Origin of the sequence: Actinacidiphila cocklensis, assembly GCF_907177275.1 — a bacterium.
GTDB classification, from domain to species: Bacteria; Actinomycetota; Actinomycetes; order Streptomycetales; family Streptomycetaceae; genus Actinacidiphila; species Actinacidiphila cocklensis.
On sequence record NZ_CAJSLV010000046.1, the window covers coordinates 26,106 to 40,568 of the forward strand.

Annotated in this window: 12 protein-coding genes; 6 read left to right on the forward strand and 6 right to left on the reverse strand. The window is 70.5% G+C overall.

The genetic code is table 11. The annotated features are described in order from the left end of the window. Positions 1–84 precede the first annotated feature (84 nt). A complete protein-coding gene (locus NFU81_RS40795) occupies positions 85–219 on the reverse strand; it encodes a hypothetical protein (protein WP_274038105.1) in 135 nt (44 codons plus the stop codon). A gap of 82 nt (positions 220–301) precedes the next feature. Between NFU81_RS40795 and NFU81_RS09515 the strand changes: the two genes are divergently transcribed. Together NFU81_RS09515 and NFU81_RS09520 are read left to right on the forward strand one after the other, a co-directional pair. After that, positions 302–886, forward strand: a complete 585-nt coding sequence (locus tag NFU81_RS09515) for a TetR/AcrR family transcriptional regulator (RefSeq protein WP_251487427.1) — start codon at positions 302–304, stop codon at positions 884–886. 92 nt (positions 887–978) lie between these two features. Further along, positions 979–1,995, forward strand: a complete 1,017-nt coding sequence (locus NFU81_RS09520) for an alcohol dehydrogenase catalytic domain-containing protein (protein WP_251487429.1) — start codon at positions 979–981, stop codon at positions 1,993–1,995. A gap of 85 nt (positions 1,996–2,080) precedes the next feature. Here the strand turns inward: NFU81_RS09520 and NFU81_RS09525 are convergent, their stop codons facing one another. After that, positions 2,081–3,472: a glycoside hydrolase family 16 protein gene (locus tag NFU81_RS09525; protein WP_251487432.1), complete on the reverse strand. Its 1,392-nt coding sequence runs from the start codon at positions 3,470–3,472 to the stop codon at positions 2,081–2,083. 502 nt (positions 3,473–3,974) lie between these two features. Between NFU81_RS09525 and NFU81_RS09530 the strand changes: the two genes are divergently transcribed. Then, entirely contained in the window at positions 3,975–5,504 is a 1,530-nt protein-coding gene (locus NFU81_RS09530) for a glycoside hydrolase family 64 protein (protein ID WP_251487436.1), read from the forward strand. A 139-nt stretch (positions 5,505–5,643) separates the two neighbouring features. On the opposite strand, the gene NFU81_RS09535 is transcribed toward NFU81_RS09530, so the two are convergent. Then, positions 5,644–6,894 (reverse strand): PP2C family protein-serine/threonine phosphatase, encoded by a 1,251-nt coding sequence (locus NFU81_RS09535; protein WP_251487439.1) that lies wholly within the window; start codon positions 6,892–6,894, stop codon positions 5,644–5,646. A 274-nt stretch (positions 6,895–7,168) separates the two neighbouring features. Between NFU81_RS09535 and NFU81_RS09540 the strand changes: the two genes are divergently transcribed. Beyond that, positions 7,169–8,371, forward strand: coding sequence for a glycoside hydrolase family 12 protein (locus tag NFU81_RS09540; protein WP_251487442.1), 1,203 nt, complete (start codon positions 7,169–7,171; stop codon positions 8,369–8,371). 143 nt (positions 8,372–8,514) lie between these two features. Further along, a complete protein-coding gene (locus NFU81_RS09545; protein WP_251487445.1) occupies positions 8,515–9,435 on the forward strand; it encodes a hypothetical protein in 921 nt (306 codons plus the stop codon). A 382-nt stretch (positions 9,436–9,817) separates the two neighbouring features. Here the strand turns inward: NFU81_RS09545 and NFU81_RS09550 are convergent, their stop codons facing one another. The 3 genes from NFU81_RS09550 to NFU81_RS09560 form a co-directional block, all read right to left on the reverse strand. Beyond that, positions 9,818–11,719, reverse strand: coding sequence for a right-handed parallel beta-helix repeat-containing protein (locus NFU81_RS09550; protein ID WP_251487447.1), 1,902 nt, complete (start codon positions 11,717–11,719; stop codon positions 9,818–9,820). A gap of 394 nt (positions 11,720–12,113) precedes the next feature. Next, entirely contained in the window at positions 12,114–13,343 is a 1,230-nt protein-coding gene (locus tag NFU81_RS09555; protein WP_251487449.1) for an epoxide hydrolase family protein, read from the reverse strand. Between the two features lie 57 nt (positions 13,344–13,400). Further along, positions 13,401–13,859, reverse strand: a complete 459-nt coding sequence (locus tag NFU81_RS09560) for a nuclear transport factor 2 family protein (protein WP_251487452.1) — start codon at positions 13,857–13,859, stop codon at positions 13,401–13,403. A gap of 244 nt (positions 13,860–14,103) precedes the next feature. Between NFU81_RS09560 and NFU81_RS09565 the strand changes: the two genes are divergently transcribed. Further along, positions 14,104–14,439, forward strand: a complete 336-nt coding sequence (locus tag NFU81_RS09565) for a hypothetical protein (RefSeq protein ID WP_251487454.1) — start codon at positions 14,104–14,106, stop codon at positions 14,437–14,439. The last annotated feature ends 24 nt before the right edge of the window (positions 14,440–14,463 follow it).

Below are 14,463 nucleotides of genomic sequence, written 5' to 3' on the forward strand. Positions count from 1 at the left end.
TCAGCGCGGCACAGAGTTCCGCCACCCGCCGTGCGATCTCCGCGGCACCGGGGTCGGTGACGCGGTGGCCCTCGTCCGTGAGGCTCACCAGCACCCCGCGCCCGTCGTGCGGCGACCGCCTGCGTACGAGCCCCGCTTCTCCGCGCGGGCCACGTGCCCGGTCAGCACGAGAGCGTCGACCGCGTCCAGCTCCCCGCCGGGCCACCGCGTCGTGCTCACGCCCGCAGGCCGACCGCGCCGCTTGACAGAGCTAAGACGACTGGTCATATTGGAGGAGTACCCGAGAACCGGAGGCGGGCCGATGGCCAGGCAGAGCATGCGCGAGGAGATCGTCGAGGCGGCGGCCGAGCGCTTCCACACGCACGGCTACAACGCGGCCGGCGTCAAGGACATCACCGCGGACGCCGGGGTGCCCAAGGGCTCGTTCTACAACCACTTCGCCAGCAAGGAAGCCCTCGCGCTCACCATCCTGGAGCGGTACGGCGCCTCCCGGCGGCTGGCCGAGCTGGCCGACCCCGCCGTCCCCCCGGTGGAGCGCCTGCGCCGCCACTTCACCTTCCTGCGCGACGAGCAGCAGGAGTACGGCTACAGCCGCGGCTGCCTGCTCGGCAACTTCGGCGCCGAGATCGCCGACCACAGCGGCACGCTGCGCGACGGGGTGGAGCACGGCTTCGACGGCTGGTCCCAGGCACTGAGCCGTGCGGTCGCCGACGCGGTCCGCGACGGCTCCGCCGACCCGGGCCTCGACCCGGACGACACCGCGCTGTTCCTGCTCTGCGCCTGGGAGGGCGCGATCCTTACGGCCCGGGCCGCCCGCTCCGACCGGCCCTTCACCGTCTTCTTCGCGCAGACCTTCGACCGCCTTCTCGCCGCCCCGCAGCGCTGACCCCTCCCCCGGGAACCCCCAGCGGTTCCTTGCGGCCATTTTTAAGACGACCGGTCATATAGGCCGGACCCCACCACGAGACGAGGACACCCATGTCTGACTACCGAGCCCTCCAGGTCACCGGCTCCCACAACTTCGCCGCCGTCCGCCGCAGGCGCCAGGAGCCCGGCGCAGGCGAAGTGCGGCTGCGGGTCGAGGCCTGCGGCGTCTGCCACACCGACGTGCTCGCCGCGGAGGGCGTGCGTGCCGACCCGGCACACCCGATCGTGCCGGGCCACGAGATCGTCGGCGTCGTCGACGCCGTGGGCGCGGGCGTGACCGCGTGGCGCGAAGGCGACCGGGTGGGCGTCGGCTTCCTCGGCGGCCACTGCGGCGAGTGCCGCAACTGCCGCCGCGGGGACTTCGTCAACTGCGAGAACCAGCCGCAGACCGGCACGACCGTGGACGGGGGCTACGCCGAGTCGGTCGTCACACGGGCCACCGGCCTCGTCCGCATCCCCGACGGGCTGTCCTCCGTCGACGCCGCGCCGCTGCTGTGCGCGGGGCTGACCTCGTACAAGGGCCTGGCAGCCGTCGACGCCGAGCCCGGCGCCCTGGTCGCGATCCAGGGCATCGGCGGGCTCGGGCACCTCGCCCTGCAGTACGCCCACCGGCTCGGCTACCGCGTCGCCGCCATCGCGCGGGGCGGCGAGAAGGCCGAGCTGGCGCGGGCGCTGGGCGCCGACCACTACATCGACAGCCTGGCCACCGACCCCGGCGAGGAGCTGCGCGGGCTCGGTGGCGCCGCCGCCGTCATCGCGACGGCCGCGAGCGGGGCCTCGATGACGCCGCTGATCTCCGGCCTGCGCGCCCGCGGGCAGCTGATCGTGCTGGGCGCCGCCCCCGACCCGCTCTCCGTGCAGACCGCCGACCTGATCTTCGGCACCCGCCGGATCAGCGGCAGCCTCACCGGCACGCCGATCGAGAACGAGGACAACCTGCAGTTCTGCCTGGCGCAGGGCATCCGCCCGAGCGTCGAGGTGATGCCGCTGTCCGCGGCGCCCGAGGCGTACGCGCACATGCTGTCGGGCCGCGCCCGCTTCCGGGTGGTCCTCGACGCCGCCGCGTGAGGCGGGTCCCCGGCGGATCGCCGCCTCAGTGAGACGGCGATCCCCCGCCGCCCGACGGCTCGGGCCGAGCGGCGGGGGCCGGCGGCTAGCCGCTGTAGGTGTACGTGAAGTGCGGGGTGTCGTACTGCGGCCCGCTCTTCTCGTACGTGAACCAGTACGTGACGACGCTGCCCGACGCCAGCCCGTTGATGCTCTGCGTCCAGGTGCCTCCGCTGTTGGCCATCCGGAAGTTCTGCTGGCCCGCGCCGTTGACCAGGTAGTGCACGTCCACGTAGGCGGCGGGCGTCGTCGGCACGAAGGTGAGCCGCACCTGCCCGGAACCGGTGGTCGCGGCGCTCGCGGTGTAGTCGGGCCCGGTCGTACTCCCGCCGCTGGAACCGCCGTTGGTGGTCCCGGTGGAGGTGCCCGTCGACGTACCGGTGGACGTGCCGGTGGACGTGCCGGTGGAGGTGCCCGTCGACGTGCCCGTCGACGTGCCCGTGGACGTACTGCCGCTGGTGGTCCGGTTGACGGCGATCCAGTCGACCGTCATGGCGGCGCCCGAGCTGATGTCGGCCGACGGCGAGGTGCAGCCGCAGACCTTGTTGGGGTACGAACCGCCGATCGCCACGTCGAAGATGGCGAAGAAGCCGTGGTCGACGGCCGCCTGCCAGGTGCCGGTGGAGACCTGGTTCTCGTTGACCGTGTACGTCACCTGGCCGTCCAGCAGGAACCGCAGCTGCTCGGCGGCGGTGTTGGTGCGGTCGATGACCACCGAGTACGTGTGGAAGCCGCTCTGGCAGCCGGAGCAGGCCTGGAGCCCGCTGCTGATGCCGTCGGGGTCGTGGCACTCGCCGGCCCACACACCGCAGTGGAAGGTGGTCGAGTGCTGGCTCAGCGCGTTGACGTCCTCCATGATGTCCAGCTCGCCGATGCTCGGCCAGTTGGTCGCGCCGACCGGCCGGGCGTCGGCGCCCATCGCCCAGAACGCGGGCCAGTAGCCGAGGCCCTGGGCCGGCGCGGGCTGCTTGAGCGACGCGCTGATCTCCAACTGGCCGCCCGCGGGTGCCGCGAAGTCCGTGCGCTGGGTCTCGATCCGGCCCGAAGTCCAGTGCCCTGACGCGTCCTTGATCGGCTTGATCACCAGGTGGCCGGAACCGTCCTGGTAGACGTTGGCGGTCGAGTCGGTGGCCGTCTCGATCTCGCCGGTGCCCCACATGGTGGCGGCGCCCGGGTAGCCGTAGCCCGTACCGGTGTCGTAGAGCCAGTCGGACCGGTTCAGGCCGCTGCCGGACGCGCCGTTGAAGTCGTCGCTGAAGATCGTGGTCCAGCCGGCCGGCGGCCCCGGCACCGCCGCCGCGGCCGAGCCGCCGGTGACCGAGAGCCCCAGGGCGCCGGCGAGAAGCAGCAGCAGCGCGCCGATCACGGCCGGAAGGGCGCGCCGGCTCCGGGGCGGGGCGCCCGGGGAGGCGGCGCTGGGATGTGCGTTCTTACTCATGGGCATGAGGACCTTTCTCCGATGGTGGGGGTTGGCCGAAGAGGTCAGAACGGGCACTGCGCGGGAAAACCCGAGGGAATCCCTTCCGTTCAGGAAGTGAACGAGATGTGCGGTCCGTACAGATCACGCCTACACGCCTCAATCGACGACAAGCGTCCTCCGTCGAGGAAACCTTCGAGTCAGCGGCTTGGAAGCGCTCTCACCCAACAGGATCGAGATGGAGTCTCAGTGCGTGACGCGCACTCGTCAATAACTTGAACAAGATCAACTTAACAACGCACGCCGACCTGCCCGTTTCCGCCGGCGGCGGCAACGGCGGCGACGGCGCACGAAACCCGGTCCAGACCTTTTCGGTCGGCGCTCTTGACCCGCCCACCGGCGGGGTCGCACATTGTCCGCACAGCACGACCTGAGAGCGCTCTCAATGTTCACGCCGAGAGCGCCGGCGCCGCCGGCCACGGCGCCGGCGCTCCCTCATCCGACCCCGCGCGGAAGGGCACCCATGACTCCCCCCACCTGGCTCACCCCGGCACGGCGCAGGCTGCTCGGCGCGCTCCTCACCGTTCTGGCCGTTCTCGGCCTCGGGCTGACCTGCGTGTCCGGTGCGCACGCCGCCGACGATTACACGCAAGGGGTCGTGCAGACCGGCAGCGGCTCGGTCCAGATCTGGTTCACCCCCACCACCCCCGCGTCGCTCGTCGACGTCCACTACCTGCCCGGCGGCGGCCTCGGCGAGCAGGACTTCCGGATGGCAGCCAGTGGCGGCACCTGGCGGCAGAACGTCGCGGGGCTGGCCGCGGGCTTCAGCCTCGAGTACTGGTTCACCTACGAGAAGGCCGGCCCGCTCTACGACACCCCGCACTTCCGCTACACCGTCGGGACCGGCGGCACAGGGGGGACCGGCGGCACAGGCGGCACAGGGGGCGGTGGGACCGGGAGCTTCCCGATCGCGTTCCAGAACAACACCCGCGGTACGTTCAGCGACTCGCAGGTCTACGTCACCGTGCTGGGCCAGGTGACGCCCGGCCAGTGGTCGTACATGAAGCCGGACGGGTCGATGGCCCACATCAACCACCTGGACGCCACCGCCCCCGGCCATCTCACCAAGAACGGCGTGAACTACCCCGCCATGTCCTTCACGTTGGCCCAGGCGCACACCGTCGCCTCCCCCGGCCAGATCCGCGGCGGGCGGATCTACATCTCCCTCGGCTCGCCGCTCTACATCCCGGTCTCCCCGGACGACCAGGGGTGGGGCGGACCCGACCTGCGCAATCCGGCCGACCCCAACAGCGATGTCCCCTACGACTGGTACGAGTACACCTATGTCGCCGGCCAGGTGGCCTTCGGCGGTAACACGACCCAGGTCGACCAGTTCGGCTTCCCCATGACCTCCCGGCTGCAACAGACCTCCAGCGGCTACGACAACACCGCCGGCATCACCCTCACCCGGGCACAGGTGATGTCGCAGTACGCCGCGTCGGTCGGCGCCCCGTTCAAGGCGCTGCAGAACACCTACCGGATCGTGGCCCCCCGCTCGTCCGGTGCGTTCCTCGCCGGCGGTTCGCAGGCGAACTACCTGCAGCCCGCTGTCGACCAGGCCTGGTCCTACTACACCTCGCACCAGTTCACCCTCACCAGGCTCGGCGAGACCTTCACCGGGCGGGTCAGCGCCACCACCCTGACCTTCACGAAGAACGGCGTCGGCCCGTTCCGGCTCGACAAGCCCACCTCACCGGACGTGATGGCCTGCGCCGGCACCCTGGCCTCGGGCAGCGACACGGAGAAGCAGCTCGGCGCCGAATTCTGCGCCGCGTTCAACCGCGGCGTCGCACTCGACACTTCGCAGTGGTACACCCCGTCCGCCTACTACACGGGAAGCGTGAAGAACGACTACGCCGGCTTCTTCCACACGATCAGCCTCAACAGCCGCTCTTACGGCTTCCCTTACGACGACATCAACGACCAGTCGTCCGTGCAGATCCTCGCTGACGCCAACGCGCCGACGAGTCTGACCCTCGGTATCGGCTGGTGACGCGAGGCACTGTCACGTTCGCCCGCGGCCGGGCCGCGCGCGGTCGGCGTGGCCGCCGCGGGCAGCCTCATCGACCTGGACGGGCAGGGCCGCAACCGGGCTGCTGACCCGCGGGCAACCGCCGCGGCGGGGCCGGGGCTCAGAGCCGGGTCACCATCAAGGAGATGTCGTCCTGCTGGCCGTCGGGGTTGGCCAGGGCGTGCAGCAGGCCGTCGGCCAGGTCCTCGGGCGGCAGGTCGCGGAGTTCCTGTGTGACGGCGACCAGGCGGTCCAGGCCCGCGTCGATGTCCTCGCCGCGGCGTTCGATCAGGCCGTCGGTGTACATCACCAGCAGGTCGCCCCGGCTGTATTCGACGGAAGCCTGCGGCCTCGGGACGTGTTCGATCCGTACGCCGAGCGGCGGGTCGGTGGCGCCGTCCAGCAGGTGGTGCGTGCCGTCGGCGTGCATCAGCACGGGCGGGGGGTGGCCGGCGTTGCTGTAGGTCAGCAACCGGCTGACCGGGAAGATCTGGCAGGCGAAGGTCGTGGTGGCCGTCGCGCCGTCCAGGGAGCGCGAGTACAGTCCCAGCGCCTCCAGCGCACCGCTGGGCCCGTCGGCGACCCGGATGGCGGCGCTGAGCGCGCTGCGCAGCATGCCCATGGTGCTGGCGGCGTTCACCCCGTGGCCCACCACGTCGCCGACGGTCAGGCCGAGCCGCCCCTCGGGCAGGTCCACCACGTCGTACCAGTCACCGCAGGCGTTCATTCCGCGCATCGCCGGCCGGTAGCGCACCGCGATCTCGGGGTGCCCCCTCAGGTCGGGAGTGGCGAGCATGGCCTGCTGGAGAGTGAGCGCCACGTCGTGGCTGTGGGCCGTCGACCTCTGCAGCCGGGTGTGGGCCTGCCCCAACTGCTCTGCCCGGCTGAAGAGTTCCGCATGCGGCGCGGCTGCCCGCTCCCCGTCGGGCGCGGGTCCGGCAGTCACGCGCTCGGACCTGACGAAGGCGGTGACGTCCTCGACGCGGTGGATGATCAGATCGACCTGCCCGTCGGCCCCGATGAGCGGCCGGTTCACCACGTTCCACCAGCGCGGCTCGAACTCACCCGCCCGGCCGGCCCGGGGAATCGCGAAGCGCTGCAGGAGCAGCATGTTGCCACGCCGCGAGGCCAGCACCGCTTCGAGCGAGTCGCGCTGGGCCTCGACTCCACGCGCCGTCGGGTCACCCGGATCGGGCGGGAAGGCGTCGAAGAAGGACCGCCCGGTCAGTTCGGCCGCCGGGCGCCCGGTGACCTCGGTGTACGCGTCGTTGGTGGCGACGATCGTCAGTTCGCGGTCGAGCACCACGCAGGCCGCGGGCACCGCGGCGAAGAGGGCCGCGTAGTCCAGCCCGGCACCCTCGCGTCCCGCCACCCCTGGCCCCCTCCCTTGCGCTCACCCGCCCGCGGGTACTCGTGTGACGGCCAGTCAACCCCGCCCGCGCGGCCGCCCTCCGCAGGCACACGCGCAACTCGTCCGTACAGCCGATACGGACGTAACTCTTGCCACGTGCCCGGCGGCCGCCTATCGTCCCGTGCTCGGAGCGGTGTGGGAGCGCTCCCATAATCGAATTCGTCGAAACCGAATGGGACAACTCCTCCCAACGCTTGCACATCCCCCCACCTCCGTGCCTGTCGAAAGGGACAGCATGAAGTCTCTGCAGCAAGCTCTCAGATCCACCCGCAAGGCCGCCGTCGCAGCCCTGGCGGCCCTCGGCCTCGCCGTGGGCGGCCTGATCACGCTGACCGCGGCGCCCGCGGCCCACGCCGACACCCAGATCTGCACGCAGTACGGCAGCACCACGATCCAGGGCCGCTACGTCGTGCAGAACAACCGCTGGGGCACCAGCGAGGCCCAGTGCATCAACGTCACGAGCACCGGCTTCCAGGTCACCCAGGCCGACGGTTCCGTGCCCCTCAACGGCGCCCCCAAGGCGTACCCGTCGATCTTCAACGGCTGCCACTACACCAACTGCTCCCCGGGCACCAACCTGCCCGCCCAGCTCAGCGCCATCGGCAGCGCCCCCACCAGCATCTCGTACGGCTTCGTCGGCAACGCGGTCTTCGACGCGGCGTACGACATCTGGCTCGACCCGACGCCCAAGAAGGACGGCGTCAACAAGACCGAGATCATGGTGTGGTTCAACCACGTCGGCCAGGTCCAGCCGGTGGGCTCGAAAGTGGGCGCCGCCAGTGTGGGCGGGCGTAGTTGGGACGTGTGGACCGGCAACAACGGCGGCAACGACGTCATCTCCTTCGTCGCGCCCTCGGCGATCGACAGCTGGAGCTTCGACGTCAAGGACTTCGCCAACGAGACGATCAACCGGGGCCTGGCCCAGAACTCCTGGTACCTCACCAGCGTCCAGGCCGGTTTCGAGCCCTGGCAGAACGGCGCGGGCCTGGCCGTCAACTCCTTCTCGTCGACGGTGAACATCGGCGGCGGTTCGACCAACGGCGGGACGACGAGCGGCGGGACGACGAACGGCGGAACCACCAACGGCGGCACCACGACCGGCGGCACCACCGGCGGCTCCGGCTCGTCCGGCTGCAAGGTGACCGTCACCCCGCAGAGCTGGTCGGGCGGCTTCACCGCGAACGTCACCGTGGCCAACACCGGTTCCAGCGCCGTCAACGGCTGGAAGCTCGGCTTCACCCTCCCCTCGGGCCAGACGATCACCAGCGCCTGGAACGCCACCGTGACGCCGTCCTCCGGCGCCGTCACCGCCTCCGGCCTGTCCTACAACGCCCAGATCCCGGCCGGCGGCTCCCAGTCGTTCGGCTTCCAGGGCAACTCCAGCGGGGCGTACGCGGCCCCGACCGGCTTCACCCTGAACGGAACCACCTGCTCCTGACCGCTGAGCCCGCGCGACGCCGCCCACCCACCGGGCGGGCGGCGTTCGCGTTCCGGTCCCGCCCCGGGTGAGGGGCGGGGCCGTCACCCGGGGCCGGGAATTTGACGTGAGGTCAGCAGGGGGGCGTCATAGACTCCGCTGCCATGCGCATAGCACCGAGAACTCCTGGCAGTCCCGCTCACGCCCATACCCCCGCCGTTGCGGCCGTCGCGGCCGTCGCGCTCCTTGCCGCCGTCGCCGGTTGCTCGTCGGGTTCCGGCGGTGGGACGGAGTCGCTGAAGGCACTGCGGCACATGGCCGACGCCACCGCCTCGAAGCAGGTGACGTACGTCGACGGCGTCCAGGTGCGGAAGTTGCGGGGGGTCGACGCGAAGCGCTTCACGACCATAGGGGACCCGGCCAGCTCGGTGCTGAACACCTACCGGGCCGCGCCGTGGGAGGAGAGCCTCAAGCTGAGCCAGATCGACACCGCGGTCGACACCAGCGACGCGGGGCACTGGGACGGCACGTTCGACCCGGCGGCCATCACCGCGACGCTGAAGAAGAACGGCTACACGTCGGGCAAGCAGGACGGCAAGGAGGCCTGGAAGGCGCCGGACGGCTCCGGGCCGATCTTCGTCATCACGAAGGACGAGATCAGGTACGCAACGGAAGCCAAGGGGTTCTCCCCGTCCGACCCCGGCCACGGCGACTCGCTGGCCGACACCGAGGAGTACAAGCTCGTCGCGAACTGCATGGGCGAGGTGTACCGCGCCGACTTCAACCCGCTGTCCACCGGCAAGCCGGTCCGGCTGTCGGCCCTCGGCCAGCAGGCGGACGACGCGGGCAAGAACACCGAGGTGCTGTGCGTGGCCGTCAAGGACCAGGCGACCGCCGACAAGCTGGCGGCCAAGCTCCGTGCCGTCGTCAAGGACAAGGCCCCGCGGTTCGCCGGTACGGAGGTGACCGTGGCCAAGGGCGACCGGCCGGTCGTGCGCGCGTCCGTCCCCGACACCTCCTCCCAGCGCCCGGGCCGGCTGATGGTCTCCGACGTCCAACTGTGGATGGCCATAGGCGACATGTGACCCGGCCGGTAGCCGGCGGTTTTACGGGACGCGCCGTCGGCGCGGGCCAGGAGGGCGTCCGTACCGCGGCGGTACGTACCGCTGCCGGCGCCGGGACGTAGGAGGTCTCCTCGAAGATGGCCGGCGCGGCGCGGTGGTCCACCAGGCCCTGCGCGTACTCATGCTGCTCGTCGGCGAGGTGGCCGAGTGCCCGCGACAGTGCCGGGTCGGGCTCCTCCACCGCCCGCTGCTGGCGCACCGCGAACCCGACGGTCACCGGCGCCGGCACGGCCACCAGCGGCCATGCCCACCCCCCACCCCCGCAGCCGGACAACCGGCCCGGGGAGTGACGAGGCGGTCTTCGCCGCGCCGGCCGTGGCCTCGGCACGACCCGGGCGGCGCGTCAGGAGCCGGTGGCGATCCAGCTGACCGACGTGGCCGTGGTGTTGGTGCGGGTCAGCCAGATGTCGACCTGGGTCGGGGTGCGGCTGCCGATGCCCACTCCGGTGACCTCGTTGCCGGGGAGGCTCGTCTCGGCCGTGGCGACGACGACCGGGGCCACGGTGAACAGCCCGGCCGGGAAGGTGACGGTGACCTTCGTGGGGGTGTTCGCCGCACTGGGGGTGATCACGATTCTTCCGCCGGCGGTGACCGTCGCCACTCCGACCGGTGTGCCGTCCACGAAGTTGTCGCCGCACGTGGTCGGGGCGGCGCCGGTGAAGTCGTGGAAGACGGCCGCCTGCCCCTGCGGTGCGGAGATGGCCAGCTCGCACAGCGGGTTGGAAGCGGGGTCGACGCCCAGCCACGTCGAGGCGACCAGGCCGCTGCCGGCGGTCCCGGTGACGCTGCTGGCGCAGTCGTTCTGCGAGATGACCGTCCGCGCGACGTCCCGGCACGAGAAGGCGTTCGTGAAGGACGTGCCCATGATCTTGTTGCCGGTCAGCACGCACGCGGAGGCCCCGTTGAGCCGGATCGCGGAGGTGACGTCGGAGTACACCCTGTTGTCCTTCACGGTGACGGACTCGACGGCGTACTTCGCGTCCGCCGAACTCTCGCCGATCTGGATGCAGTGGTTCGCCGCGGTCTGGACCTTGATGACCTCGTTGTTCGAGATGCTGCCGACGAGGCAGGCCGAGAGGTAGATCCCGTTGGAGGACGACCCGTAGATCTGGTTGCCGTCGATGTCGACGTAGGACCAGCTCCCGCTGCTGGCCGGGCCGTCCGTGGTGACCGGGTCCACGCGGATACCGCCGCGGGCCGCGTTCTTGACGATGTTGTTGCGGACGATGAGCCGGGAACCGGACACGCTGGGTCCCAGCCCCGCGTAGATGCCGTGGCCCCCCGGACTCTCGACGAGGTTGCCTTCGATGATCGACTCGGACCAGGAGTAGGCGTGGATCGCCGAGTCCAGAACGTTGTCGGCGACGTTGTCGAGTACGCGGATACGGCTGTGCGGTCCGGTTCCCTGCGTGTGGCAGTCCACCAGCCGCCCCCACGGCCCCGACTCCCCGGCGACCGGTGAGGCTCCGGCATAGCAGTTCTGGATCGTGACGTCGTCGCACGGGTTCGCGTCGCCCGACTCGGTGCCGCTGTCGATCTGGACCGGGCCGCGGGGGAAGGTGCTGCTGCCCTGCACGTAGCCTTCGAACCGGCAGTTCTCGACCCGTATGTGCTGGATGCCCTGGATATCGATCGCGTGGAAGGACGCGATGTTGCGGATCGTGACATCGCGGAACAGGTAGTTGCGGCCGTGGTTGATCGTGAAGCCCTGCGTCGCGGTGGACTTGCCGTCCCACGTGCCGCCGACCACCCCGATGTCCCGGTGGGCGGTGTAGCCGCTGTAGGAGCCGTAGCCGCCGTCACCGGAGTCGTTCATCAGGGTCGCCGTCTTCCCGCCCCCCATGAACAGGTAGGCGCCGTAGGCGACGACCGTGGTGCCGGAGAAGACGGCCAGCGTGGCGGACAGCTTGTACGAGTACCCACCGGGAATGAGCACGATCCCGCCGTGCGCGGCTTTCGCGGCGTTCAGCGCCCCCTGGATCGCCGCCGTGTCGTCGGCCGACCCGTCACCCACCGCCCCGTAGTCGAACGGGTTGAACAGCCCGGACTGGCTGCCGGTTGCGGCGTCCGCGTGCTGCTCGCTCAGCGCGCCGAGCACGCCGACGCCGGCGGCGGTGGCGAGCCCGCCGCGCCACAGCATCCCGCGCCGGCTGAGACCGGCCGTGTTCCCGTCCTCCCCCGACGGTCCCGCGGACGCGCGGTCGGTGGGGGTGGTGTGCTTCGAACTCTCATGACGACGGCTCACTCCGGTGCTCCTCCTCGAAGGCGAACGTTCATCGCGACCGCGGCACGCGCGACGAGGAGAAGGCCGGCCGCGCTGCGAGCGCGCCGGATGGTGCCGGTGAACGCCTACCGGAGAACGACCAGGCCGGTGCTGTGCGGGGCACGCAGCGCAGAGCCCGCCGCGACCGCAACTCCCCCTGTCTTCGCGCCGCCCCCTCCGATTCCCCCGCCCGCCCCGCCCCCCTCGCCGCACAGCACATCTGACGCCACGACATGCTCAACGGACTCGTACATCCGTACCACCGCGGTTGCCCGCCGAAACCAGCCGCGGACTCACCGAGACCAAGGCGTGCGCGGAACCGGGCGGCCGTGCCCCTCCCCAGGGTGGTGGGTGCCGGGGTACGGCGACCGGGCGGTCACCGTAGCTTGCGGTAGGTGGTGCGGAGGTCGTGGATCCAGGCTTCGGGGTTCTCGTAGGGCCCGAAGTGGCCGCCTTTGTCGTGGACGTTGACGTCGCGGATGTCGGCGTAGAACTGGGCGCCGCCGGCTTTGAAGATCGCGATGCGTTCTTCGGCGGTCTCGGCGCCGGGCGAGGCGTCGCCGAGCAGGAAGGTGAAGCCGGCAGGGGCCTGGACGTAGGGCTTCAGGTCGTTGACAGGCTTCGGCGGGTAGAGGCTGGCGTTCTTGTAGGCGCGGATGGAGGAGCCGATGGCCTGGTTGACCCAGTAGATGGTGGCGAAGGTGAGGATGTCGTCGGCGGGCCAGGTGGCGTCGAAGTCGGCGTTCCGGTCGCTCCAGGTCTTCCAGCGCTTGAGGACCCATGCCAGCATGCCGGCCGGGGAGTCGTTCAGCCCGTGGGTGATGGTCTGGCCGTCGAGCAGGTGTGCTGCCACGTGGGAGACGTAGGTCTTGTTGCGGCGCAGGATCCGGGCCCTGGCGGCCTCGGGCAGGTCCTCGGTGCGCTGACCGCCGGTCAGGTCCCAGAAGCGGTCGCCCTGGAACATCGCGGGCGGCATCTCGTTGCCGAGGTGGATGCCGTAGAGGGAGTCGGCGTACTTGTGTCCGAGCCGGGCGCCGACGAGTGCGCCGTAGTCGGCCGCGCCGACGCCGTACCTGCCGTAGCCGAGCACGTCGGTCATCAGGGTGTGGAAGCGGTCGGCCATGTCGGCGTAGTTCTCGCGGGGGTTGGCCAGGGGGGTGGAGAAGCCGAAGCCGGGCAGGGAGGGGATGATCACGTCGAAGGCGTCGGCGGGGTCGCCGCCGTGTGCTGCGGGGTCGGTGAGCGGGCCGATGACCTTGTGCCAGTGGTGGTGGGTCCACGGCCAGCCGTGCATCAGGAGCAGCGGGATCGGCGCCGGGCCCTTGCCCCGTTCGTGGATGAAGTGCACCGGGCTGCCGTCGACGTCCAGGCGGTGCTGGTTGAAGGCGTTCAGTTTCGCCTCGGCGGCCCGCCAGTCGTAGCCGTCGGCCCAGTACTCGATCAGGGGCCTGAGGTAGGCGGTGCTCAGACCGTAGGTCTCGTCGTCGTTCTCCGGGTCGGACGCGAAGCGGGTGGCCTTCAGCCGGGCACGGAGGTCGTCCACGACCTCCTGCGGGACGTCGACGACGAACGGCTCCAGATCACGGGGGGAATGGGTGCTGCTCACGATGGCGATTCCTTCTTTCGGGGATGATCGGCCCCGGCAACGGGGCCGGTGGTCTTGTCAGTACTCGAGGTCCATCCGGACCCGGGTCAGTACGAGCTCGGCGATCTTCCAGACCCCGTCGACCTTGGCGAACCGGGGGCGGTAGTGCCCGAAGCCGTGCATGGAGGTGAACCGCGGCCTGCCGTCGGGCCCGGTACTCGCGGGGCGTTCGATCAGGTCCTCCATCGCCCACACCCCGCGGGCGGAGGTCTCGGACTCGACGTCGATCTCGTCGGAGAACAGGTGGTGGACCACCACTGCCTCGGGGCCGACGTTCGCCGGAATCGACTCGGCGATCTGCGACCGGCCCTCCATGCGGGCCGCGACGGAACCGTCGACGTTGTGCGGGGTGAACGTGCCGTCGGCGGTGAAAAGCGACGCCAGGTCTTCCCAGCGCTGCAGGTCGGCGTTGTAGACGTAGCGCGCCATCAGGCGGCGCAGGTCCTCAATCGTGCTCAGGCGTTCGATGACATCCATCGGTCGTACCTCCGTCGTTCTCATCACCCTGCGGCCGTCCTCGGCATGGATCGGTGCTCTTCCACGTTGAAAGGGCGGTGAGGCCACCCAGGGAGCTCATTTCTGGACTTGCCGGTCCATTGAAGTGTGTACCGCTTGTGACTGGACCGTCAAGTCCAATCTTGGGCCGTACCGCGGCGGGATCTTTGACAGAGAGCACCCTGCGGCCCGTACGGCCCCGCGGGGCGGTCACGGACGATCCGACTTGCTCATCGCCGTGGCCGAGCACGAAGCCGAACAGGTCCTTGAGGCTCAGCAGCCGCACCTCGGCGGCCTGACGGCCTGGGAGTCCTGGCAGAAGTGGCGTGAGGCCGTGATCAACCGCCTGATCAACCGCTACGCGGAACCGGGACAGCGCTGCCCGCCGGGCAGTCTCACGTCCGAACTCGGAAAGTCCTCACCCCAGGCGCGCGCGGTGGCATCCAAGCCGTACGACGCATGGAAGGAGGCGCCGCTGCGCGGCGTGGAGGCGCTCACGTCCGCACGCCGCCTCGCCCGGAGGGCGGCACATACCCGGCCTCGGCGGCTAGAATGGACTTGACGGTCCTATTTTTGTAGGCATCAT